Below are 21,450 nucleotides of genomic sequence, written 5' to 3'. Positions count from 1 at the left end.
GTTGAATCAAATCAATATCTTAGACCTCCTTTTAGGATTGTTTTTAGTGATAGGAGCTATTCGAGGTTATTCGAGAGGTTTTATAGCTCAATTGGTGGGTTTTTTTGGTTTTTTTATAGCACTTTTTATTAGCCTAAAAGCCTATCACGGGATGGAAATTTTCTTGCAATCTGTTGATTGGATTTCCGAAAGTTTCATTTCTTTATTAGCAATATTACTCACTTTTGCCCTAATTCTTCTCACCATAAGAATAGTATCTACATTGGTGCAAAAATCTATACAGACGATTGGTTTGGGATTTGTCAATCGACTTGCTGGCGCGGCTTTAGGAGTAGTTATTTGCCTTATGATAAGCTCATCGTTTATGCATATTGTAAGTCCGATTGGAAGCATATTTTTTCCAGAAATCAAAAAAAATAGTCTCTTATTAGAACCGTTAACACAAGCAAGCGAACATATAAAAATTCTTTGGTCTGATCACAAAGATAGTTTAGAAAACATATCAAAAAACAAAGAAATCATCGACCATCCTAGCATAAAAAAGAGATAACACCATCCTAAAACAATATTTCTCAAGAAAGTAAAGTATATATGTGGACAATCGTATCAAAATATTTTCTCAACAAAAATGTCGTTGCGATGGCTATTTTCCCATTTATCATTGTACGAGAAGCGAAAACAAAAAACAATCTACGCACCATGAACCATGAGACAATTCATCTTGTGCAACAAGTAGAATTACTTTGGTTTATTTTTTTCGTGTGGTATTTAGCAGAATTTACAATCCGATTATGCATCACACGAAATGCATCTGAAGCATACAGAACGATCTCTTTCGAAAGAGAAGCTTATGAAAATGATGATAATTTAGACTATCTAAAGACAAGAAAATTTTTTTCTTTTATAAAATACTTATAATGCATTGGCCCGAACAAAAAGCCGAAATACATACCATCAACCTCTCGCTTTTATCATATAAAAACATACATTTATCCATCCTACGAGAAGATACTTTGCATCCTACCATTTCGGGGAACAAGTATCGAAAACTAAAATATAACCTATTAGAAGCAAATCGCTTAGGTATAAAAAAAATATTAACTTTTGGAGGAGCATTCTCTAATCATATTGCTGCAACTTCGGCTGCAGGAGCCGAGTTTGGCTTTGAAACCATCGGGATTATACGAGGCGACGAATTGGCTAGGAAAAAAGAACTAAACCCTACTTTGCAGCTAGCCCAAGAAAATGGTATGAGCTTGAAATTTATCGATCGCACCACTTACCGCAATAAAACATCTCAGTCTTTTCTAGAAGAGTTGCAACAAGAATTTGGTAAAGTGTATATAATACCTGAAGGCGGCACCAACTCATTCGCTGTAAAAGGCTGTGAAGAAATAATCGACGAGCGTATGCGAGATTTTCAATATATATGCTGCCCTGTCGGGACAGCCGGAACAATCAGCGGAATCATCAAAACACTGAATAACAATCAAATAGCTTTAGGATTTCCAGCACTAAAAAACGCTCACTTTTTGCACAATGAAATCAAAAAATATACGTTATCTACTAATTATGAGTTAATTAATGATTTTCATTTTAATGGATACGCAAAAATTTCGGAAGAATTAATTAAATTTGTAAAAACGTTGTACCAACAAACAAACATTCCTTTAGATTTGGTGTACACAGGAAAAATGCTATTTGGATTATTTTCTATGATCGAAAATGATTGTTTCTTACCCGGTACAAATATTCTTGCTATCCACACAGGAGGCTTGCAAGGCAACAAAGGGATGGGTTTGGATTTTGACGAATGAAAAATATACGCATGAAAAAACTTATAATCTTTTTTGGTTTAGTGGCTACTTCTGCTACTTACGCACAAAATACACGTGACATAGACTATATACGTAAGCATGCACTCTTAGCGGTAAAAGAACAAGCCTTGTATAATATTCCTGCAAGTATTACCCTTTCGCAAGGTTTGATAGAAACTGGTGGCGGGCAAAGCAGATTAGCTAATCAAGCCTATAATCATTTTGGTATAAAATGCAAGGCTGAATGGACTGGAGATAAAATTTATCATGACGATGACGCAAAAGGAGAATGTTTCCGAGCTTATGCAACGGTTGAGGATAGTTATCGAGATCATTCGAAATTTTTAGCAGAGCGACCATACTATAAAAATCTTTTCACCTTATCGGTTACCGACTACAAAGGCTGGGCATATGGTCTGAAAAAAGCAGGATATGCAACCAATCCGAGATACCCTAACATGCTGATTTCTAAAATAGAACAATACAACTTACAGCAATTTGATTTGATAAAAGAAGAAGATGTGTATGCAAAATTGGTAAGTCTTTATGGGCATTTCGATGCTCCTGAGGGAGGTTATTGGGTTAGCAGTAACAGCAATCCCAGTAAAAACACAAAAACAAGAATTACCCAAGAAAATAAAAAAGAAGAAAAAACGCAGACAATCAAAGAAGATGAAGCTATTCGGGTTATTTTAGCTTCGAACACTAATACGATCAAAGATAAAAAACACAACACTTCTGCAGCTATTCAACCAAAAGAAGAATTAAATCAAAGAGAACGCAATATTATTTTCAATAGTCAGCCAGAACTTCCTTCTTTACGTATGAAAAATCATCCCAACAACATACAATATGTTGTAGTGAAAAACGGAGAGACACTTGGATCGCTGGCGAAAATGTACAATACTGCACCTTCTAAATTAGCCCAATACAACGAAATTACCTTAGGATCTACCCTGCAAGAAGGTCAGATAATATTCTTTGGTATGAAAAAGACAAAAGGCACACAAGAGACTTATCAAGTGCGAGAAGGTGAAGATATGTATACGATTTCTCAGAAATTTGGGATAAAAGTAAACAATCTCTACAGAATCAATCGCATGGAGCCAGGAACACAACCAAAAGCAGGACAAATGCTAAGTCTGAAAAAAAGAATTAAAGCATAGACGACCAACCTTCCTTTTTTTTGGGAGGTTTTTTTTATGCTTTATATTCACGAAATTTGTTTACAAAAAATATACATATGATTTATCAAAGAAGTAGCGCTTTATTCAAAGAAGCACAAAATTATATCCCGGGTGGAGTAAACTCTCCTGTAAGGGCTTTTAAATCGGTTGGTGGAACACCTCTCTTCATCAAAAAAGCTAAGGGTGCCTATCTCACCGATGAAGATAACAGAAGTTATATAGACTATATCAATTCGTGGGGACCAATGATTTTGGGGCATACACACCCAGAAGTTCTTGCCGCTACAACAGAGCAATTGAAATCTGGTTTTTCTTTTGGGACACCAACAGAGCTAGAAACCGAAATCGCTCGATTGATTATTAGTTTAGTTCCGAATATAGACCAAATCAGAATGGTAAATTCTGGTACAGAAGCGTGTATGTCTGCGATTCGTTTAGCAAGAGGCTATACCAACCGAGATAAAATCATCAAATTTGAGGGTTGTTATCATGGGCATTCGGATTCTTTTCTCATCAAAGCTGGTTCCGGAGCAATAACTTTTGGCAATCCGAATTCACCAGGTGTTACACAAGGAACAGCCAAAGACACCTTATTAGCAAAGTACAACAACTTGGCATCAGTAGAACAAATATTCGAGGAAAATAAAGACCACATTGCTGCTATTATCATCGAGCCAGTTGCAGGCAATATGGGCTGTATTCTACCCGATCCAGAATTCTTAAAAGGACTGAAATCTTTGTGCGAAAAAAATAAAACTTTATTGATTTTTGACGAAGTAATGACAGGTTTCCGTCTTGACATTGCTGGAGCACAAAAAAGATTAGGGATTGATGCAGATATTGTTACTTTTGGTAAAGTAATTGGAGGTGGATTTCCGGTAGGAGCTTTCGCTGCACGCAAAGAAATTATGGACTTTCTTGCACCCAATGGCCCAGTCTATCAGGCCGGAACCTTGAGTGGAAATCCAATTGCAATGCGCGCTGGTTTTACGACACTCAACCTTCTGAAAGATGATTTGGATTTGTATAAACGAATCGATCTTGCAACCGAAACATTAACCAAAGAAATAAAAGCAATTCTTACCGAAAAAGGCATTGCTCATCAGGTAAACCAATTAGGCTCTATGATGTCTGTTTTCTTTGCAGAACACAAAGTAAATGATTTTGATACAGCACAAAAAGCAAATCATACCCTCTTCAATAAATTCTTTCATCATATGTTAGAAAACGGGGTTTATATTGCACCTTCTGGGTATGAAACATGGTTTATTTCCGACGCAATAAAGCAACCAGAGATAGACAAAACACTGGAAGCTGTGCGGTCTTTTTCTATGTAAGAAATACTAAATGTTGCAATAAAAAAAAAATCGTTTCAATACCGAAACGATTTTTTTCTTTATCAATTTAACTTATATAATAGCTACAGGACGCTTGTTTTCGTTAATGGCAACCAAAGTAAAGGTGCCTGTTATGGCCAACTCAGAGCCTTCTCTATACATACTCTCAATAAAAACTTCTATAAAAACCTTCATACTGGTCCTCCCTATTTCGGCAACTTTACCAACCACTTTTACGATTGTACCACTCGGTATAGAATGTTCGAAATTTATTTTATCACTTGAAACCGTAACGATAGGTTTTCTACTAAAACGAGTTGCCGTAAGGAAAGCTACTTCATCCATATAACTTAAGACTGTCCCACCAAACATAGTGTTGTGGTGATTGGTGTCTCCAGGGAAAACAGCTTTGTAGACAACGGTTTCAGCATTTTTTACTCTCTTTTGTAAGGCATCATCTTTTGACCATTCTTCAGATGTTATTTTATTTTTACGTTGCTTATCTTGTTCATACTTTTGTTCGATCAACAAAAAAACATCTTGCGTAATCTTCCCTTCTTGCAAAGATTCTTTTGCTTGTAGGTATTCTTCTTTGGTTATCATATGTTTAATTTTTTCTAATGAATTATGTAGGATTTAATCTACAAAAACTTTATCCCAAACGGATATCCGAAAAGAAACAAAAGAAATAAAACGAATATAAAATTTTTGCATAGTATTGATTATTCACACCCTACCATGCTTCGATGAATGAAGGTTTAGCCTCAATCGCGAAAGCATTTAATACTTAAAAAAGACCTGACTTAGAAGAAAAATTCATCACAGTTGCGCGACAGTTCAGGATTCCCACCTGATTCCATTTTAAGCTGGGCAAAAATACAATTAATCTTCTCATCGTACCAAAACAAACCTGAATATTTTTCCTTATTCTTGGCAATGTAATTGATATTGACCTATATGCTTCTTTATTTTTTTATAAAAATTATTTTTATGATAAGAAAACTTCTTCGTTTTGTTTTAGTTTTTATTGCATTTTTAGCAGGAATTACTTTCCTTTATTTGGCTACAGAATATATTCTCTCTAGAAAAACTGTTTTACCAAAGGAAACCGATAAGCCCACAAAACTAATATTCATTCGATCGAACAAGGTGCATACAGATTTGGTGCTTCCGGTAGAAACTTCTCAAATCAATTGGGCAAAATTATTCCCCTATACAGATACAAAAGGAAAAGATACGCATTTCGAATATGTTGGAATTGGATGGGGAGATAAAGGATTTTACCTAGATACCCCAGAATGGAAGGACCTGAAACCATCAACAGCTTTTGTAGCAGCTACCGGTTTGGGTGAAGCTGCATTGCATGTTACTTATTATAAAGACATGAAAGAAGATGAATTAACACGGGCTATATGGGTTTCTGATGCACAATACCAATCCATTATCAACTCGATAAAAGAAACAATAATCTGGCAAAATAATCATCCTATATACATCGAGACAAATGCACAATATGGCGAAGATGATGCTTTCTATGAAGCCAATGGTAAATATAGTATTTTCTATACTTGTAATACATGGACCAATAACGTACTAAAAAAAGCTGGATTAAAAGCTTCGTTTTGGGCTGCTTTTGATGATGGTTTAATGAGTCAATATCCATAAAAATATTCCTCATAGTGTAAACAAAGTTGTTATTATTCATGAGCACCTCAGAAAATACTTTCTAAAAACCACTAAAAGGCACAACTTTTGGATATATCAATACATATAAAATACAGAAATAATGCAAACAAACAGATTATCAAAAACAATAGAAAAAGCACTAAACAATCAAGTAACCACAGAGGCTTTTTCATCTCAAATGTATCTAATGTTGGCTTGTTGGGCAGATGAACAAAAGCTAGATGGTATAAAAGATTTTATGATGAAACATTCGCAAGAAGAACGAGTTCATATGGCAAAAATTATAGAATATATACAAGAAAGAGGAGGAACTGTAACTATTGAAGCCATCGAAAAGCCAGAGCCACAACCCAAAAATATTTTAGAATGTTTTGAAGCCGTTCTCCAACAAGAAATCGACAATACAACTGCCATCTACAAGATTGTGAAAATGAGCATGAAAGAAGAGGATTGGGCTACATGGAATTTCATGCAATGGTTAGTGAATGAACAAAGAGAAGAAGAAAAATTAGCACTAGATTTACTCGATAAAGTCAAACTAGCTGGTGGAGCCAAAATGTCTGATACTGCAAGATTCGAGCTTAACAATATTATTAGAAATACTGGACAAGAATTTCCAGTAGCCGATGATGTAAACCCATTGGAGTAGACTGATAAAACAACTGAACGAATTTAACAAAGGTTGGAGAGAAATCTCCTATCTTTGTTTTTATGGATAAAAAGACAGTCTTTTTCATTGGTTTGGTCTGGCCAGAACCTACTTCTTCTGCTGCCGGATGGCGAATAATACAATTGATAGAACTTTTCCTACAATTCGATTATAAAGTGATCTTTGGTTCATGTGCCCAGAAATCTGATTATTCTTTCCCTTTAAACTCTCTTTCGGTAGAAGAAATACAACTTAGTCTAAACGACGCAAGCTTTGATAATTATATCAAGCAACTTTTGCCAGATATTGTGGTGTATGATCGTTTTATAACCGAAGAACAATTTGGTTGGCGAGTAAAAGAATTTAGCCCAAAAAGTATCCAGATTTTAGATACTGAAGATTTGCATTTTCTCCGCGAAGCTCGAACCGAAGCATATAAAAATAAGACTACTGTTTCGCTTTTCCCCTTATCCACACTGGCTAAAAGAGAATTGAGCAGTATTTATCGATCTGATCTTAGTCTAATAATATCTGAAAAAGAAGAAAAACTACTAACAGAGCAATTTAACATTCCACCTGAACTTCTCTTTTATTTACCTTTTTTAGAAAAACTCAACAAAACTGAATACCTACCCAATTTCCATGAACGGAGTAATTTCTGTTTCATTGGTAATTTTATGCACTTACCAAATTACGAAACAGTGAAAATCATAAAAGAAATTTGGCCAACTATCAGAAAACAACTACCCAAAGCAGAAATGCATATATACGGAGCGTATTGCACAAAAAAAGTACAACAATTGAAACAACCCAAAGAAGGACTTTATGTTTTAGGCAGAACAGAAAACTCACAAAAAATGATACAAAATTATCGAATTCTCCTTGCACCCATTCCTTTTGGAGCCGGACTGAAAGGGAAGTTTATTGATGCAATGCATGCCGGCACACCCTCGGTGACCAGCCCTATAGGAGCTGAAGGAATTTGTGATGACGACTGGCCTGGTTTTTTTTTGGATGAAAATGATACCTACCAAAATCTAATAAACTTATACCTAGATGAAAAACTGTGGCACGAAAAACAAACATTAGGATATCAGCTTTTGAAACAAAAATTTGATCTAAATCTTTGGAGTTGCATTTTTAAAGAAAAAATTGACGATATTTCTAACAATATTCTCTCCTACCGAAATCAAAATATTGTAGGAACCTTGATGCAACAACAAGGATTGATGGCTACAAAATATCTGTCGAAATGGATCGAGGAAAAAAATAAATAAACGAAATCTACCCCTATGAAATCACTAGAAATAATTTTATTTATCCTTTTAACTTGTTCTATTCTCGTACTTCTATTGACGTTCTTTACATGGAAAAAAAACTATTTATCACCAAAAGAATATCAGTCTTTGAAAGATGACATCAAAACATCTGAAATTGAAAATTCTTATCTGAAAGAAAAAATCAACGAATTAGAAAACTCAATAAATAGTTTAAATAATCTACACAATAATCTGATTAACAAAAATATAGAAAATAAACTCCAAGCCGAAAATCTTAAAACTAAAGTAGGAAATTATTTAGAACAAATAGATCGTTTGCAAATTGATTTGTATGAAAAAGAAGAACAATTGGATTGGTTGAAGAAAGAAAAATTACTTTGGATTACAGAAAAATCGACATTAGAAGCAGAGAAAAAAAGCTTGCATGAAAAGCAGATTGAACAACAAAAATATTTTGAAGAATTACAACAAAAAGCTAAACTAGAATTTGAGCAATTGGCACAAAAAATATTGGAAGATAAAAGTGTGAAATTCAAAAATGAAAATTTTCAATCATTAGAAACTTTACTAAAACCTTTTCAGGAAGAAATTAGCTCATTCAGACAAAAAGTGAATGAAACATATGACAAGGAATCAAAGGAACGATTTTCTCTTTCAGATCGAATCAAAGAATTGGTACAGCAAACTAATTTGGTGAGCGAACAAGCCAATAATTTGGTCAATGCATTGAAAGGACAAACAAAACAACAAGGAAATTGGGGCGAAATGATTCTTGAGAGAATCTTGGAACAATCTGGTTTGGTACGCGATCGAGAATATTTTGTACAACAAACGATCAACGATGAGTACGGCAAACAACTTCGTCCTGATGTTTTGATTCAATTACCCGACGAACGAATAATCATTGTCGACTCTAAAGTTTCCCTCAATGCTTACGAACGTTTTTGTTCGACTGAAGATGTAGAAGAACAACAGAATCAACTGAATTTACATGTCTTGGCAATCAAAAAACATATACAAGACCTGAGTGAGAAATCGTACGATGATTTGACACAATCGCTAGATTTTGTGATGATGTTTTTACCGATAGAACCTGCTTATTTACTGGCAATGCAATCCGATCATGAGCTTTGGAGATATGCCTATGAAAAACGAATTCTTTTGGTAAGTCCTACAAATTTGATTGCAAGCCTAAAATTAATCGCCGATTTATGGAAAAAAGATTTACAAAATAAGAATGCAATTGAAATTGTGAATCAAGGAACAAAATTGCACGACAAGTTTGTGAATTTTATCCAAGATTTAGAAGACATTGGTAAAGCTTTAGGAGCTTCGCAAAATGCGTACGAAAATGCCTTCAAAAAACTAAGCACAGGCCGAGGAAACCTTATCAACCAGGTGGATAGAATGCGAAAATTGGGAGTAAAAACCAAAAAACAACTTCCTGATTATTTATTAGAAAATGATGATAAAGTGAATGAGATTGAACATAAAAACTCATAAAATGGCTCAAAAAACCAATGCAATTCGTTTATTAGATGTACACAAAATATCATATAAACTGCGAGAATATCCTACCAATATACCCGACATTAGTGCAAAAGGAGTTGCCGACTATTTATCAGTTCCATTAGATACAATCTACAAAACTTTGGTGCTCGAAGATGATAAAAAAGAACATTTAGTTGTGGTGATTGCTGGGAATGCACAAGTCGATTTTAAGAAAATTGCTAAATTTATCGGACGAAAAAAAGTAGAACTTTTACCACAAAAACATCTTTTTGGGTTGACTGGTTACGTTCATGGAGGTTGCTCTCCTATTGGCATGAAGAAAAAATTGCCAACTTTTATAGATCAATCAGCAAAAAAGCTGGATACAATTACAGTAAGTGGTGGAAAAATTGGCCTACAGTTACTTATCAACCCAACTGATTTAGCCAACTTTTTGGATGCACCTTTTACAGCTATTGCCATCTAATTCACGGTATCTTCTACATATTTATTGGTTGCAGCATGCAGACCGAATAAGAACATGATTACAATACAAACGGCTAAAAAGTAAAAAGACATACGCCAAGAAGAATCCCAATCATGTAGTCTCTCAAAAATTGGTGGTCCAAATGTTGCAACTAAATATCCTACAGACTGTACTAATCCTGAAACTTTGATAGCAACAGCACTTAATCTGGTTCGCACAGAGAAGAACAAAGTTGATAAAATAAACACTAACCCGTTTGCATTATTACTGCAAAGTATTTAACTATAATAAAATAACGATTGGATACCCATAAAAACTAATATTCCACGCATGAGAAAAGCGGAAAAGATTTAGGTTTAAGTGTAGAACGGGTAATTTACCCGAAAGATTATTGATTTTGGTAAAAAGCAACTCTAATCCGATTACCAACAAAGCTAACAAACCTGAAATCAACCAAATACCCATCGAAGTTTTCCACCCAAAACCAGTCCATTTGCCAATCTTTGTGCCATAGCCTGACGCAAAAGCAGCTGTAAAATTCGTGGCAACGGCGAAAATACCAGTCATTAGACCAATATGTTTAGGAAATCTATTTTTTGATATAACCTGGTGGAATCACATTTCCGATACAAATCCCTACTCCTATCAAAATAGAACGAAATACAAAGTACTTATCGTTCCGAAAACACGTAGAAAAAGTTCAAAACACAGAATAATTAACGCATAGAATAAGGAGTGAATGATAACTAATTTTTGAGAAAATCGACTAATCAAAACCGAAAAACCTGCAAACATATGCAGACCGGCGATTTTTCATAAAGATTGAATACTTTTTTCTATCGGCACAAAAATAGGCCTAATAATATAGTTTATTTTGCCATTTTCTTTTACCAACAAATTTTTACCAGTAATGCAAAAGCGACCGACCGATTTTACCCATACAACTGTACGCTAAATTGCAGATTTTTACGTAATTTTGGTTTCTCATGATTGCAGAAAAAATTTATTCTTTCGTAGAAGAAAATTATGGTCAGAAAGCCGCAAACTCTTTAGAAAAATTAGCAGAAAGTGGCTCGAATAGAAGTTATTATCGTTTTTGGGATGAGAACGGTTCTAAAATTCTTACCTATTCTTCGGATGTTGCTGAGAATAAAACCTTTTTCTATTTCACTCAATTACTCGATCGAGTGTATCCAGAAATTGCACCTAAGGTTTATCAAATTAATACAGACAAAGACTTGTATATTCAAGAAGATTTAGGGACGACTTCTTTGATGGATTTGGTGAAAGAAAACTCACCTGATGTCGATAATTTATACCGAAAAGTTATCACAAAACTCATCGAATGTCAGCTTGGGCTACATCAACTAATTGATTATAACCGTTGTTATAGTTATCAAGATTTCGATCAGGTTTTGTCTTTACGAGATTTATTTCAATTTAAGTTTTATTTTCTAGACGCTTTATCTATCCCATTCACCCCTAATGCTTTACTACATGATTTCGAAAAGTTTTCTCTTGATTTCGAAAGGCTCGAGCCCAAAGGATTTATATTCAGAGATTTCCAGTCGAGAAATATCATGATTAAGCAAAACACACCTATGTTTATCGATTACCAGGGAGGATTAAAGGGGCCGATATTGTATGATTTGGTATCACTGATTTGGCAAGCTAAAGCCAATTTTTCTGATCAGAAAAAAACAAATTTATTACACGAATATTTGCAACAACTGAGAATTTTTCGGTCAGATTACACCAATGAAATGTTATACGAAACGTATCATTATTGTGTGGTTATACGTGTTTTACAAACCCTAGGCGCATATGGTTTACGAGGACTTATCGAGCGTAAACCGCACTTTTTAGACAGTATCCAGTTTGGGTTAGAGAACCTGAAGAAGATTGTCGACTTTCCAATCCTAAAAAAATATCCGGCACTTTTATCAATAATTCATCAATCGACTTTGCCCGAAACCACTTATCAAATAAAACAAATAATTCATGGTCACACCACTCAACATTAATGTAAGAAGCTTTTCATATAAAAGAGAAATCCCCAAAGATTCTTCTGGAAACGGCGGAGGATTTGTATTCGACTGTCGAGGAATTCTCAATCCAGGTCGATTCGATCAATATAAAACTTTAACAGGTCGCGATCAGGAAGTGATAACTTTTCTAGAAGAGAAAACCAAAGCTCCTGTATTTTTAGAAGGCGTAAAAAAAGTGATTAGTATTTCTATCGAAGATTATATCGACCGAAATTTCAACAATTTAGAAATAAACTTTGGTTGTACTGGTGGACAACACCGCTCGGTGTATTGTGCCGATCAGATAGCAATGTATATCAAAACGCATTATCCAAGTGTACAGGTGAATGTGCAGCATATAGTCCAAGAAGAAAAAAACTGGATCAATCTTCCTTATTAATTTTTATATTATTATTTTGAAATGAAAGCCATGTTATTCGCCGCTGGTTTGGGCACTCGTTTACAGCCGTTTACCTTGTCGCATCCTAAAGCTTTGGCAGTAGTCAATAATCAAACACTGTTGCAGCGAAATTTAACCTACCTCCAACAAAACGGGATAGATGAAGTGGTGATCAATACACATCATTTTGCCGAACAGATAGAAAAATATCTCGAAGAAAATGAATGTTTTGGTATGAAAATCCGATTGATTTTCGAAAAAGATATATTAGAAACTGGTGGTGGTTTGCTCAACGCTAGAGAATACTTCACAGAAGATTTTGTAGTGATGAATGCGGATATTCTAACGAAATTCTCACTAAAAAAATTGATCGACTTTCACCAGAAGTACAAGCCAATTGCTAGTTTAGCAGTAAGCAAAAGAAGCTCGTCTCGGAAATTGCTTTTTACAGAAGAAATGCGATTACAAGGTTGGCGAAATCTAACAACTGAGGAAGATATCATCGTTAATCCAAGGCTAAAACTGCACGAATACGCTTTTAGTGGCATACATATTTTACGATCAGATATTTTTGACAAAATTACCGAAGAAGGAAAATTTTCGATCATGAAAAGCTATATGCGTTTGATGAAAGAAAACTACATTTTAGGATACGATCATACAGGTGATTACCTTATCGATGTCGGAAAACCACAAAGTATTTTAGAGGCCGAAAAATATTTCAGATAAAAAAATCTATTCTAAGTATACTTTTCGTATTGGTTTTATAAAAATTGCGATCAGGATTACGGTTAAGATTGTCATACTACCACCGAAAATAATTGCTGGGACCAACCCTAAAATTGTTGCCGCTACCCCACTCTCTAAAGCGCCTAATTCATTGGATGAGCTAACGAAAATAGAGTTAACGGAAGAAACTCTCCCTTTTAGGTTTTCGGGTGTTTTGAGTTGTAGAATACTTTGTCTTATCACCATGGATATTGCATCGAAACAGCCTGCCAACATTAAAACAATAAAACATAGCACAAGGTTTCTCATCAAACCAAAAGAAATAATCGATAAACCGTATAAACCGATAGTACCTAATAGTTTTGGCCCAACGTTTCCTCTGAGTAATGATGGGATAAAAGACAAAAGCAGTAGCATAATGAGCGAGCCAATTCCGTGTGCAGAGCGCAATAAACCGAAAGTTTCTGAGCCTTGATTCAGAACTTTATTTACAAAAGCGGGCAATAGAGATTCTGCACCACCAAAGAAAACGGCAAACATATCTAAGCTTAGAACAGCCAAAATAATGGGAGAAGCCCAGATAAACTTCAGTCCTTCCTTTATACGCTGCCAAGGGCTTTCTTCTGATAATTCTTCTGATTTTTGAGGTGGTTTTGTCGAAATCAATAAACACATTATCATAGAAAGCACCATCATCGAGAAGGCAGAAATTAGTGTAATTTCTATTCCATAATGCGCCAATATTACGCCGCCTGCCAAGGGACCGAGAACAGACCCAATCATGAAAGCGGAAGACGAAATCGGGATTGCCTTGGTATAATTTTCTTTGCGCACGACCAAAGCTAATAAAGCAAACAGTGCCGGTCCGCTGAAAGCTCTTGTTAGGCCTAATACAAAAAAACAAAAGTAACAAAGTGCCAAATAGTAATTGATCCCTAGATGGTTTCTAACGGTTGGAAAATGTATTATCATTAATAAAAAAGAAATGAGCATATAGGTAGCAATGGAAAGAATGAGAATCTTTCGTTTATCGATTTTATCCACCAATTGTCCTGCATAGAATGCGGTAAGCAATATGGGTGCAAACTCGAACAAGCCGATGAGACCTAGAAAAATTTCTTTTCTGGTAACTTCGAAAATTTCATAAGCCACCGATGTACTTTGCATAAAAAGAGCAAAGATGAGTGCAAAACGCAAAAATATGAATGGAATGAATTCTTTATTTTTCCAGATGGAAATATTTTTCTTTTGAGCTGTCATTCTAATCTATTAATAGGCAAATGTACAGTGAATTTCTTCAAAAAAAAGATTAATTATGATGAGTAAAATGTTTGCTTTATTTATTTGTTTTTTAGATATCCAATTACAGTTTCTGTTATATAACAATTTCATCAAAAAAAATTATAGAAACAAGAAAAACTTAACAATTATTTGCTAAGTTTTTTCTTTCCACACAGTGGCTCTATAATATCGCACCCATACCTTTGTTTTTATGGTCTCTTAAAAACCACTCTAGTGAAATTATTATTTCTTTTTCTATATTTTTTTATAATCCGGCTGGTGCAGTACCAAAAACTCGATTTCCTCCATTAAAATTTACGACATGATCGTTCAATACATTCACCAAAGAGTTGTTGATTATTAGACAAGTGATTTCCCAAGTTCCGTTGATTTTAGTGTTCAGATCAGTTGCTATTCGTCTTGGCGAACCACCTGCGAAATCGGCATGCAATACCCATTCTAATTTATTTGTAGTTTCGTTTCGTTTCATTCTACTTGCATATACTTGGAATGGATTGTAGCCTGTAAAAGCTTTTGCATTGGCATTATTTTTATCCTTATATTCAATTAAGTTATTGCTATATAATGTTACTCCTTGGCTACCATTAGGATCATAAAATCTAGAACCAATTACGGCAACGGTGTATTTATCCAAGTCGATACCTGTAAAATAACTTTCTACCCAATCTCCATCTACATTACTTAGTTTAAAAGTTATGATATTCATAGGTGCAATTGTATGATCTTGCCCTGTATTCCCTACGATTTTTAGCTCTCCTGTGACATTGTTTCTCACCACAAGAGAAAGCCCGTTTTATCCTCTGTATAGCTCGCCTCACCTACAATTACATTACCTTGTACGTCTAGTGTGGCTTGGGGATTATCGGTATTGACCCCCATTTGTGCTTGGAGCGATAAGATAGAACTCCTAACAAGAGAAAAGAAAATTTCTTCATAAACAATATGATTTTTAAAAAATTTGTGCAGATTTAACATTTTTTCTCTAAAAATCAGGTAAAATGACATGTTTTTTATCAATAAAACTCAAATAATGACTTTTCCCCTTACATTGTAAGTATATTTTTTTCGATAATTAAAAAGCAATTTCTAAACGAAGAATACAGCTAAAAAATAGATTGGGATAAAAAAAGTTAGCCAAAAAGGCTAACCGCTACATCTTTAATAGAATAGACAATGAAAAAATGCCCTAATTTTCATCAGCATTCCCAGAAGAAGTTTTTAAAAGGGAGTAATTTTGTGCCTTGTTCTATGGCAATTAGAGAGAAGAAAAAGCTTATTTCATCAACAGTAACTGACTATCCTCAAAACTTTTTACCCAATGTTTGATGTTTGGTTCAATGTTCTGAAAATTTCCAGGTTCTAAAACTACTTGACAACCTTTTTCATCTTCATAAGTCACTTTACCTGTTACACATAGCAAAACTGCAGGTATAGCGGTGGTGTGCTCTGGTAACAATCCGTCTTTTTTCAGATACAGACTGCGTGTTACGCCTTCTTTTCCTTCAAATAATATGCTCACACTTAATTGCTTATCGGTTCTATGCAAGGAATTCAAATGTTTAATTTCTGCCATGGTTTGTAAGTTTAGAAGTTAGTTTCTACTGTACATCAAATTTAATCAAAATAAAGCAATTAGGCAACAAAAAAGAGCAACATGGTTGCTCTTAAATATAGCATTTATAGGTAGTTAACAAACAAAAGAAAAATAACTACTTCCCGATACAGAACTTTCCGAAAATAGTCCCCAATATATCTTCATCTACATCAATTTCTCCAGTTATTGCACCTAGATAGTCCAAACCTTCGCGAAGATCCATCGCCAATAAATCTGTGGGTATTCCATCTTGCATACCTTGTCGTATTTTATGCACTTGTGCCAAAGTTTTTTGCAACGCATCAAGATGTCTAGAGTTCGAAACTATCGTATCGTCGGTGTTGTTCAAGAGCTGAACTTGATCAAATAACTTTTCTTTCAAAGTTTCTATATTGTACTTTTCTTTTGCCGAAATTTCTAAGTGAATAACTTCCTTAAACTCATCTTTTATCGCTTGTGGTATTACATCTCTGTCCGATTCTATGTCGATTTTATTAGCAATATTGAAAACAATTTTACCTTTCGATATCAATGCTTCTAATTGGTTCGCAATCTGATTGTCTGCCATGATATTCGAATCATACAGATACAATACAATACTGGCTTTGTCTATTTTTTCGAAAGTTTTCTCTATTCCGATTTGTTCTATTTTGTCGCCAGCTTCTCGAATTCCGGCTGTGTCTATGAAACGGAATCCGATTCCATTAATGTACAATACTTCTTCTATCGTATCGCGTGTTGTTCCTTCAACATCAGAAACTATCGCTCTTTCTTCATTGAGCAGAGCATTGAGCAAAGTCGATTTTCCGGCATTCGGTGCGCCAACAATCGCTACAGGAACGCCATTTTTTATGACATTTCCGTACACAAAAGAATCGGATAAACGCTTTAAAACTTCTTGCAATTCATCCAGCAAAGCATATAGTTTTGTGCGATCTGCAAACTCTACATCTTCCTCAGAAAAATCTAACTCTAACTCGATCAATGCTGCAAAATTCACAATTTGTTCGCGTAAATCTTTAATCTGGTTAGAGAAACCTCCTCGCATCTGTTTCATGGCAATTTCGTGCGATGCTTTGGAGTCAGAAGCAATCAAATCAGCAACAGCTTCAGCTTGTGTCAAATCCATTTTCCCATTCCAAAATGCCCGAAAAGTATATTCGCCAGGATTTGCGTTTCTGATTCCATTTTTGTTCAAAACCTCCAATACTTTCTGTTGAATATACATCGATCCGTGTGTAGATATTTCGACAACATCTTCTCCAGTATAGGAGTTCGGACCTCTGAAAACTGTAAAAAGTGCTTCGTCTATAAGCACCTCTTCATCAATAAAATAACCCAAATGAACCGTATGTGAATCTACTTCGAGCAAAGATTTTTCGCCAAACTTCGACCGAAATAAAGTGTTTACTTTTTCGATTGCCTCTGGGCCAGAAACACGGATCACCGCGATAGCACCCATTCCATTTGCTGTAGCTAAAGCACAAATTGTATCATTAGAAATCATATCGTATGTTTGGAGTTTGTTATACAAATTTACATAATTTGATCCGAATCTAGTCCATTGAAAACTGTAAGATGGTTTTTCTTTTCGGTAGGATATTCTCAATGACGATTCGATACATAACTTACCAAAAATACTTTCATAAGCAGTCTTCTTTATACGGAAAAACAGACGTAGGATGCTTTTTCTTGTACCGAAGTATCAATTGCATGGCATAATAGCTGCTTTCGCATCGATCGTTTGCTTGTACAATATCTACTAAATTTACAGAATATTTCGGATCAAAAAAACCTTTTGCATATAGTTGGTTGTTTTTTACCAAAATATACGATTGTTCCTCTGTATTCCTACCCTTTCCGAGCACAAAAAAAGAATTCATTTTATCGGTAAAACTTTTCTTCATTTCTGCTACTCTTTGGTTATATTCGGTAGGATTTTCTAGAGTTTGCGTTTTTAGTAAAGCATTTTTATCTTTTTTATCGAACGGATCTTCATTATAAAAATAACACAATAAACGATTAAGATTAAATTCATTAATCTTATCTAGTAAGCTTTGTGTAGCATCATACACGCGATCGAAATACGCAAAACATGTTGTTTGTGGAGTTGTTTTCACCAAAGCTATTCGCTCGTAACCAGCTTGATCGATATAAGAGGTTAGCCCAAATTTCGGATTCAATCCTTTCAACGCACGATTATACTTTGGCCAATACCGCCTGATGTATTCTTGTTCTGTTAACAAAGCCATCAATTCATTTCCTGTCTCTAAAAAATCTATAGTATAGATATCATTGAGGAAATCTTGTCTTCTTTGCCCGGCATTGTTTCCAGCGAAATGATCGTTCACTCGTTTTCGGATGTTGATTGCTTTTCCTATGTAAAGAAATTTATTGTCTTTACTTTTAAAAAAATAAACTCCAGAAGTTGTAGGTAAATGTTCTAAGTTCTGATGCTTCAAATTACTGGGTAAACGAAGAATCTTCGCGTTTGTTTTGCTCATTTTCTCGATCCACCGTTCTTGATCATTTTGTAATAATTGTTCGAAAAGAATGGTCGTAGCCTTTGCATCCCCCGCTGCTCTATGTCGATCATGCAATGGAATATTTAGATTTTTGCATAGCGACCCTAAACTATAACTTGTGTAACCAGGAAAAATTTTTCGTGCCAAACGTACGGTGCATAATTTTATTGGTTTCCAATCTATTCCTACATCCAAAAATTGTTTATGAAGAAAAGAAAAATCAAAACTTACATTGTGTGCTACAAAAATAGCCTTCTCTAAATAACTATACACATCTTTGGCAACTTCATCAAAACGTGGAGCATCGACCAGCATTTCGGGTGTGATTCCGGTAAGTGTTTGGATATGAAAGGGAATCGGTTTTTCGGGATTCACCAAGGTTTGATATTCGTCTATAATCTCTTTTCCGTTGTGCAAGAAAATTGCGATTTCTGTTATTCCGCCATGTGCTGCAGCACTTCCGTTGGTTTCTATATCGACAATTGCATACAACGGTTGTTCTGATTTTTGTTTGAGCATACGTAAATTTCGCAATTTATTGAGAAAATTTTGGATAAAAAACGTTAAAAATTACCTCAATAGAAACCTCCTTTTCTTATTTTTTGTTTAAAACCATACGCACAATGACGGCAATTATTCCCACAACAACGCCCCTTTTGGTAATGATAAAATTCTGTAAATACCCAATATTGCCCTTCTATATAATAATGAATTTGTGGAATAAACATAGTGCGATCGGTAGGAAAGGGATATTGTTTAGCTAACTCTGCGTACTGATCTAATGCTTGTAAACAATTCGTACACAAACAATCGTAGTAAGTTTTGGCTAGAAACTCTTGGGTTTCGGCTTTCAATTCTACTGAAGAACAACCACATACAGAAACATTATTGGTTTGACAGCAAAAAATTTCGCCACAGCGTTGACACTTTTTATTTTCCATTTCATTTTTCGTTTCAACTACAATTTTAGCGATATTATTTTATTTGCTAAAGGATATCACAAATAAAATGAAGTCTATTATAGAGAGAATCCGTAAATTTATGGCAACAAAATTCTTGTTGGTTTTGTTCATATCCTACCAATAGGAAAACAGAACTGAACAGAAATTTTGTTGATTTACTTCAAATACTAATCATTTAAAATTAAACATTCTAACAATGAATATTTACAAAGAACGTTTAGCGCTTCTCCGTGAAGAAATGAAAAAAAACGGCGTACACGCAACCATTATTCCAGGAACTGATCCACATATAAGCGAATATTTAGCCAAACATTGGCAAGAAAGAAATTGGATTGCAGGTTTCACAGGTTCTGCTGGTACAGCTGTAGTCACTTTGGATAAAGCAGCTCTTTGGACCGACTCTCGCTATTTCATCCAAGCCGAAAATCAACTAGCTGGCACTTCTTTTTCTTTAATGAAAGATCGCATGCCCGACACGCCCGATATTATTTCTTGGTTGAAAAGTGAACTCAGAGAAGGCGAAAAACTCGGTTTAAACCCTCAAATGTTTACGCATCAACAATTTACATCTTACCAAAAAAGCTTATCAAGCAAAAATATTTCGATACAATCTGTTGATTTAATCGATGTTATTTGGACCGATCGCCCAGCACTGCCAAACAATCTTGTAGAAATATATGAAGAAAAATATGCAGGTAAATCTGCGCAAGAAAAGCTAAAAGACGTTCGAGCAGAAATGCAAAAAGTAGATGCCAATATCTATGTTATCGCAAGTTTGGATGAAATTGCGTGGCTACTAAATATCCGCGGAAGCGATGTAAACTTCAATCCTTTGGTAATTTCATATGCGGTAGTAGAAAACAATTCGGTAAATTTATTTATAGACGAACAAAAGCTCGACAATAAAGCCAAAGAATATTTAGACTCTATAGGTGTTTGGGTAAAACCATATTCATCGATTACAGATTTTTTATCTCAGCTTGATGCACAGTCTAAAGTGCTTTTTGATTCTACCCGCTTGAATCAATCTTTGTATGAAGCACTTCCTAGCACGGCAAAAGTTATCGAAACTTTATCGCCAATTACTTTACTTAAAAGTATAAAAAACGAAATCGAAATCGAAGGGATTCGTCAGGCGATGATCAAAGATGGAGTTGCATTAACGCAATTTTTTATTTGGCTAGAAAACAACATCGACAAGTCTATAACCGAGTATACCGTAGGTGAAGAGTTGCTAAAATACAGAGCAAGACAAGATTTGGCAAAAGGACCAAGCTTCGGGACAATTTGTGGTTATGCAGCAAATGGCGCGATGAATCATTACAGTGCCAAAAAAGATACAGCAGCCCTCTTGGGCAGAGATGCTTTGGTGTTGATTGATTCTGGTGGTCAATATTTAGATGGAACAACCGATATTACCCGAACCATGAAGTTCGGTGAGCCGACCGAAAAAGAGAGAAAAGATTATACTTTAGTTTTGAAGGGTATGATTGCACTTTCTTGTGCAAAATTTCCGCATAATACACGAGGTTCGCAGCTCGACGTTTTGGCAAGACAATTTTTATGGCAAAATAATCTAAATTTCGGGCACGGAACAGGTCACGGTGTTGGGCATTATTTATGTGTACATGAAGGACCACAAAATATCCGTACCGATGAAAATCCTACCGTTTTACAAGAAGGTATGATTGTGTCTAACGAACCCGGAATGTACCGTGATGGCGAATATGGTATCCGAATTGAAAATCTTATTTTGGTTCGAAAAACTGAGAAAACATCTTTCGGAATTTTTTATGAGTTCGAGACTTTGACGCTCTTCCCTATTGATACCAACCTGATTGACAGGACGTTATTTACAGATTCTGAAAAAGAATGGCTAAATAATTATCATCAAATGGTGTATGATCGTTTAAGTCCGAATCTTAGCGAAGATGAAAAATCTTGGTTAAAAGAAAAGTGTAAAACTTTATAAAAAAT

At 34.9% G+C, this 21,450-nt stretch carries 24 protein-coding genes and 1 riboswitch; of the genes, 14 read left to right on the top strand and 10 right to left on the bottom strand.

All coding sequences use genetic code 11. The features are described from left to right. Position 1: 1 nt before the first annotated feature. From WEEVI_RS09810 to hemL, 5 genes are all read left to right on the top strand, one after another. Positions 2 to 550: a CvpA family protein gene (locus tag WEEVI_RS09810; protein ID WP_013598984.1), complete on the top strand. Its 549-nt coding sequence runs from the start codon at positions 2 to 4 to the stop codon at positions 548 to 550. A gap of 41 nt (positions 551 to 591) precedes the next feature. After that, a complete protein-coding gene (locus WEEVI_RS09805) occupies positions 592 to 918 on the top strand; it encodes a hypothetical protein (protein WP_013598983.1) in 327 nt (108 codons plus the stop codon). Continuing rightward, on the top strand, positions 918 to 1,817 hold the full coding sequence (locus WEEVI_RS09800; RefSeq protein WP_013598982.1) for a 1-aminocyclopropane-1-carboxylate deaminase/D-cysteine desulfhydrase: 900 nt from the start codon (positions 918 to 920) through the stop codon (positions 1,815 to 1,817). Before WEEVI_RS09805 ends, WEEVI_RS09800 begins: the two co-directional genes overlap by 1 nt. An 11-nt stretch (positions 1,818 to 1,828) precedes the next feature. Continuing rightward, positions 1,829 to 2,983: a glucosaminidase domain-containing protein gene (locus WEEVI_RS09795; RefSeq protein ID WP_013598981.1), complete on the top strand. Its 1,155-nt coding sequence runs from the start codon at positions 1,829 to 1,831 to the stop codon at positions 2,981 to 2,983. Between the two features lie 77 nt (positions 2,984 to 3,060). Continuing rightward, positions 3,061 to 4,341: a glutamate-1-semialdehyde 2,1-aminomutase gene (hemL, locus tag WEEVI_RS09790; protein ID WP_013598980.1), complete on the top strand. Its 1,281-nt coding sequence runs from the start codon at positions 3,061 to 3,063 to the stop codon at positions 4,339 to 4,341. 72 nt (positions 4,342 to 4,413) lie between these two features. Here hemL and WEEVI_RS09785 read toward each other — a convergent pair whose 3' ends face one another. Continuing rightward, positions 4,414 to 4,824, bottom strand: a complete 411-nt coding sequence (locus WEEVI_RS09785; RefSeq protein WP_041942354.1) for an acyl-CoA thioesterase — start codon at positions 4,822 to 4,824, stop codon at positions 4,414 to 4,416. Positions 4,825 to 5,078: 254 nt separating this feature from the next. Further along, positions 5,079 to 5,225: riboswitch (adenosylcobalamin (AdoCbl) riboswitch) on the bottom strand. 106 nt (positions 5,226 to 5,331) lie between these two features. Here WEEVI_RS09785 and WEEVI_RS09780 point away from each other — a divergent pair. From WEEVI_RS09780 to ybaK, 5 genes are all read left to right on the top strand, one after another. Beyond that, positions 5,332 to 6,006, top strand: coding sequence for a TIGR02117 family protein (locus tag WEEVI_RS09780; RefSeq protein ID WP_013598978.1), 675 nt, complete (start codon positions 5,332 to 5,334; stop codon positions 6,004 to 6,006). A gap of 121 nt (positions 6,007 to 6,127) precedes the next feature. Next, positions 6,128 to 6,676 carry a ferritin gene (locus WEEVI_RS09775; RefSeq protein ID WP_013598977.1) on the top strand — a complete coding sequence of 183 codons (549 nt, stop codon included), beginning with the start codon at positions 6,128 to 6,130 and terminating at the stop codon, positions 6,674 to 6,676. A gap of 62 nt (positions 6,677 to 6,738) precedes the next feature. Further along, on the top strand, positions 6,739 to 7,953 hold the full coding sequence (locus WEEVI_RS09770) for a glycosyltransferase (protein ID WP_013598976.1): 1,215 nt from the start codon (positions 6,739 to 6,741) through the stop codon (positions 7,951 to 7,953). A gap of 15 nt (positions 7,954 to 7,968) precedes the next feature. Further along, positions 7,969 to 9,459, top strand: coding sequence for a DNA recombination protein RmuC (locus WEEVI_RS09765; protein WP_013598975.1), 1,491 nt, complete (start codon positions 7,969 to 7,971; stop codon positions 9,457 to 9,459). A gap of 1 nt (position 9,460) precedes the next feature. Continuing rightward, positions 9,461 to 9,934 (top strand): Cys-tRNA(Pro) deacylase, encoded by a 474-nt coding sequence (ybaK, locus tag WEEVI_RS09760; RefSeq protein ID WP_013598974.1) that lies wholly within the window; start codon positions 9,461 to 9,463, stop codon positions 9,932 to 9,934. Here ybaK and WEEVI_RS11035 read toward each other — a convergent pair. Both WEEVI_RS11035 and WEEVI_RS11030 read right to left on the bottom strand, forming a co-directional pair. Then, the gene (locus tag WEEVI_RS11035) at positions 9,931 to 10,152 is read right to left on the bottom strand and encodes a hypothetical protein (protein WP_126414817.1); all 222 of its coding nucleotides are present in this window, start codon (positions 10,150 to 10,152) and stop codon (positions 9,931 to 9,933) included. The genes ybaK and WEEVI_RS11035 overlap by 4 nt on opposite strands. A gap of 64 nt (positions 10,153 to 10,216) precedes the next feature. Beyond that, on the bottom strand, positions 10,217 to 10,501 hold the full coding sequence (locus WEEVI_RS11030) for a hypothetical protein (protein WP_013598973.1): 285 nt from the start codon (positions 10,499 to 10,501) through the stop codon (positions 10,217 to 10,219). Between the two features lie 419 nt (positions 10,502 to 10,920). Here WEEVI_RS11030 and WEEVI_RS09750 point away from each other — a divergent pair, with 419 nt between their 5' ends. The 3 genes from WEEVI_RS09750 to WEEVI_RS09740 are packed head-to-tail and all read left to right on the top strand — an operon-like array spanning position 10,921 to position 13,090. Beyond that, entirely contained in the window at positions 10,921 to 11,958 is a 1,038-nt protein-coding gene (locus WEEVI_RS09750; protein ID WP_041942160.1) for an aminoglycoside phosphotransferase family protein, read from the top strand. Further along, positions 11,936 to 12,361 carry a RapZ C-terminal domain-containing protein gene (locus WEEVI_RS09745; protein ID WP_041942159.1) on the top strand — a complete coding sequence of 142 codons (426 nt, stop codon included), beginning with the start codon at positions 11,936 to 11,938 and terminating at the stop codon, positions 12,359 to 12,361. The genes WEEVI_RS09750 and WEEVI_RS09745 overlap by 23 nt, the downstream gene beginning before the upstream one ends. A gap of 21 nt (positions 12,362 to 12,382) precedes the next feature. Beyond that, positions 12,383 to 13,090, top strand: coding sequence for a nucleotidyltransferase family protein (locus tag WEEVI_RS09740; protein ID WP_041942158.1), 708 nt, complete (start codon positions 12,383 to 12,385; stop codon positions 13,088 to 13,090). A gap of 6 nt (positions 13,091 to 13,096) precedes the next feature. Here WEEVI_RS09740 and WEEVI_RS09735 read toward each other — a convergent pair whose 3' ends face one another. The 7 genes from WEEVI_RS09735 to WEEVI_RS09705 all read right to left on the bottom strand — a co-directional run bounded on the left by WEEVI_RS09735 (position 13,097) and on the right by WEEVI_RS09705 (position 19,452). Continuing rightward, positions 13,097 to 14,350 (bottom strand): MFS transporter, encoded by a 1,254-nt coding sequence (locus WEEVI_RS09735; protein WP_013598971.1) that lies wholly within the window; start codon positions 14,348 to 14,350, stop codon positions 13,097 to 13,099. 286 nt (positions 14,351 to 14,636) lie between these two features. Beyond that, on the bottom strand, positions 14,637 to 15,167 hold the full coding sequence (locus WEEVI_RS09730) for a hypothetical protein (RefSeq protein ID WP_041942157.1): 531 nt from the start codon (positions 15,165 to 15,167) through the stop codon (positions 14,637 to 14,639). After that, positions 15,164 to 15,367: a hypothetical protein gene (locus WEEVI_RS09725; RefSeq protein WP_126414820.1), complete on the bottom strand. Its 204-nt coding sequence runs from the start codon at positions 15,365 to 15,367 to the stop codon at positions 15,164 to 15,166. Before WEEVI_RS09725 ends, WEEVI_RS09730 begins: the two co-directional genes overlap by 4 nt. 298 nt (positions 15,368 to 15,665) lie before the next feature. Beyond that, positions 15,666 to 15,965 carry a cupin domain-containing protein gene (locus WEEVI_RS09720; protein WP_013598968.1) on the bottom strand — a complete coding sequence of 100 codons (300 nt, stop codon included), beginning with the start codon at positions 15,963 to 15,965 and terminating at the stop codon, positions 15,666 to 15,668. Positions 15,966 to 16,101: 136 nt separating this feature from the next. Next, the gene (mnmE, locus tag WEEVI_RS09715) at positions 16,102 to 17,493 is read right to left on the bottom strand and encodes a tRNA uridine-5-carboxymethylaminomethyl(34) synthesis GTPase MnmE (RefSeq protein WP_013598967.1); all 1,392 of its coding nucleotides are present in this window, start codon (positions 17,491 to 17,493) and stop codon (positions 16,102 to 16,104) included. 136 nt (positions 17,494 to 17,629) lie between these two features. Beyond that, the gene (locus WEEVI_RS09710) at positions 17,630 to 19,030 is read right to left on the bottom strand and encodes an exonuclease domain-containing protein (RefSeq protein WP_013598966.1); all 1,401 of its coding nucleotides are present in this window, start codon (positions 19,028 to 19,030) and stop codon (positions 17,630 to 17,632) included. 56 nt (positions 19,031 to 19,086) lie between these two features. Then, positions 19,087 to 19,452 carry a cysteine-rich CWC family protein gene (locus WEEVI_RS09705; protein ID WP_013598965.1) on the bottom strand — a complete coding sequence of 122 codons (366 nt, stop codon included), beginning with the start codon at positions 19,450 to 19,452 and terminating at the stop codon, positions 19,087 to 19,089. Positions 19,453 to 19,669: 217 nt separating this feature from the next. Here WEEVI_RS09705 and WEEVI_RS09700 point away from each other — a divergent pair, with 217 nt between their 5' ends. After that, complete coding sequence (locus WEEVI_RS09700) at positions 19,670 to 21,445, top strand: aminopeptidase P family protein (RefSeq protein WP_013598964.1); 1,776 nt, start codon at positions 19,670 to 19,672, stop codon at positions 21,443 to 21,445. The last annotated feature ends 5 nt before the right edge of the window (positions 21,446 to 21,450 follow it).

It is taken from the genome of Weeksella virosa DSM 16922, assembly GCF_000189415.1.
Classification (GTDB): Bacteria; Bacteroidota; Bacteroidia; order Flavobacteriales; family Weeksellaceae; genus Weeksella; species Weeksella virosa.
Note: the sequence above shows the minus strand (reverse complement) of the source record. Positions and strands in the feature narration are given on the sequence as shown.

What these genes read in the sequence shown, in the direction of transcription:
- WEEVI_RS09805 (WP_013598983.1), top strand. Translation starts at nt 592, where the DNA reads ATGTGGACAATCGTATCAAAATATTTTCTCAACAAAAATGTCGTTGCG.
- WEEVI_RS09800 (WP_013598982.1), top strand. Translation starts at nt 918, where the DNA reads ATGCATTGGCCCGAACAAAAAGCCGAAATACATACCATCAACCTCTCG.
- WEEVI_RS09795 (WP_013598981.1), top strand. Translation starts at nt 1,829, where the DNA reads ATGAAAAAACTTATAATCTTTTTTGGTTTAGTGGCTACTTCTGCTACT.
- hemL (WP_013598980.1), top strand. Translation starts at nt 3,061, where the DNA reads ATGATTTATCAAAGAAGTAGCGCTTTATTCAAAGAAGCACAAAATTAT.
- WEEVI_RS09780 (WP_013598978.1), top strand. Translation starts at nt 5,332, where the DNA reads ATGATAAGAAAACTTCTTCGTTTTGTTTTAGTTTTTATTGCATTTTTA.
- WEEVI_RS09775 (WP_013598977.1), top strand. Translation starts at nt 6,128, where the DNA reads ATGCAAACAAACAGATTATCAAAAACAATAGAAAAAGCACTAAACAAT.
- WEEVI_RS09770 (WP_013598976.1), top strand. Translation starts at nt 6,739, where the DNA reads ATGGATAAAAAGACAGTCTTTTTCATTGGTTTGGTCTGGCCAGAACCT.
- WEEVI_RS09765 (WP_013598975.1), top strand. Translation starts at nt 7,969, where the DNA reads ATGAAATCACTAGAAATAATTTTATTTATCCTTTTAACTTGTTCTATT.
- ybaK (WP_013598974.1), top strand. Translation starts at nt 9,461, where the DNA reads ATGGCTCAAAAAACCAATGCAATTCGTTTATTAGATGTACACAAAATA.
- WEEVI_RS11030 (WP_013598973.1), bottom strand. Translation starts at nt 10,501, where the DNA reads ATGACTGGTATTTTCGCCGTTGCCACGAATTTTACAGCTGCTTTTGCG.
- WEEVI_RS09750 (WP_041942160.1), top strand. Translation starts at nt 10,921, where the DNA reads ATGATTGCAGAAAAAATTTATTCTTTCGTAGAAGAAAATTATGGTCAG.
- WEEVI_RS09745 (WP_041942159.1), top strand. Translation starts at nt 11,936, where the DNA reads ATGGTCACACCACTCAACATTAATGTAAGAAGCTTTTCATATAAAAGA.
- WEEVI_RS09740 (WP_041942158.1), top strand. Translation starts at nt 12,383, where the DNA reads ATGAAAGCCATGTTATTCGCCGCTGGTTTGGGCACTCGTTTACAGCCG.
- WEEVI_RS09735 (WP_013598971.1), bottom strand. Translation starts at nt 14,350, where the DNA reads ATGACAGCTCAAAAGAAAAATATTTCCATCTGGAAAAATAAAGAATTC.
- WEEVI_RS09725 (WP_126414820.1), bottom strand. Translation starts at nt 15,367, where the DNA reads ATGTTAAATCTGCACAAATTTTTTAAAAATCATATTGTTTATGAAGAA.
- WEEVI_RS09720 (WP_013598968.1), bottom strand. Translation starts at nt 15,965, where the DNA reads ATGGCAGAAATTAAACATTTGAATTCCTTGCATAGAACCGATAAGCAA.
- mnmE (WP_013598967.1), bottom strand. Translation starts at nt 17,493, where the DNA reads ATGATTTCTAATGATACAATTTGTGCTTTAGCTACAGCAAATGGAATG.
- WEEVI_RS09710 (WP_013598966.1), bottom strand. Translation starts at nt 19,030, where the DNA reads ATGCTCAAACAAAAATCAGAACAACCGTTGTATGCAATTGTCGATATA.
- WEEVI_RS09705 (WP_013598965.1), bottom strand. Translation starts at nt 19,452, where the DNA reads ATGGAAAATAAAAAGTGTCAACGCTGTGGCGAAATTTTTTGCTGTCAA.
- WEEVI_RS09700 (WP_013598964.1), top strand. Translation starts at nt 19,670, where the DNA reads ATGAATATTTACAAAGAACGTTTAGCGCTTCTCCGTGAAGAAATGAAA.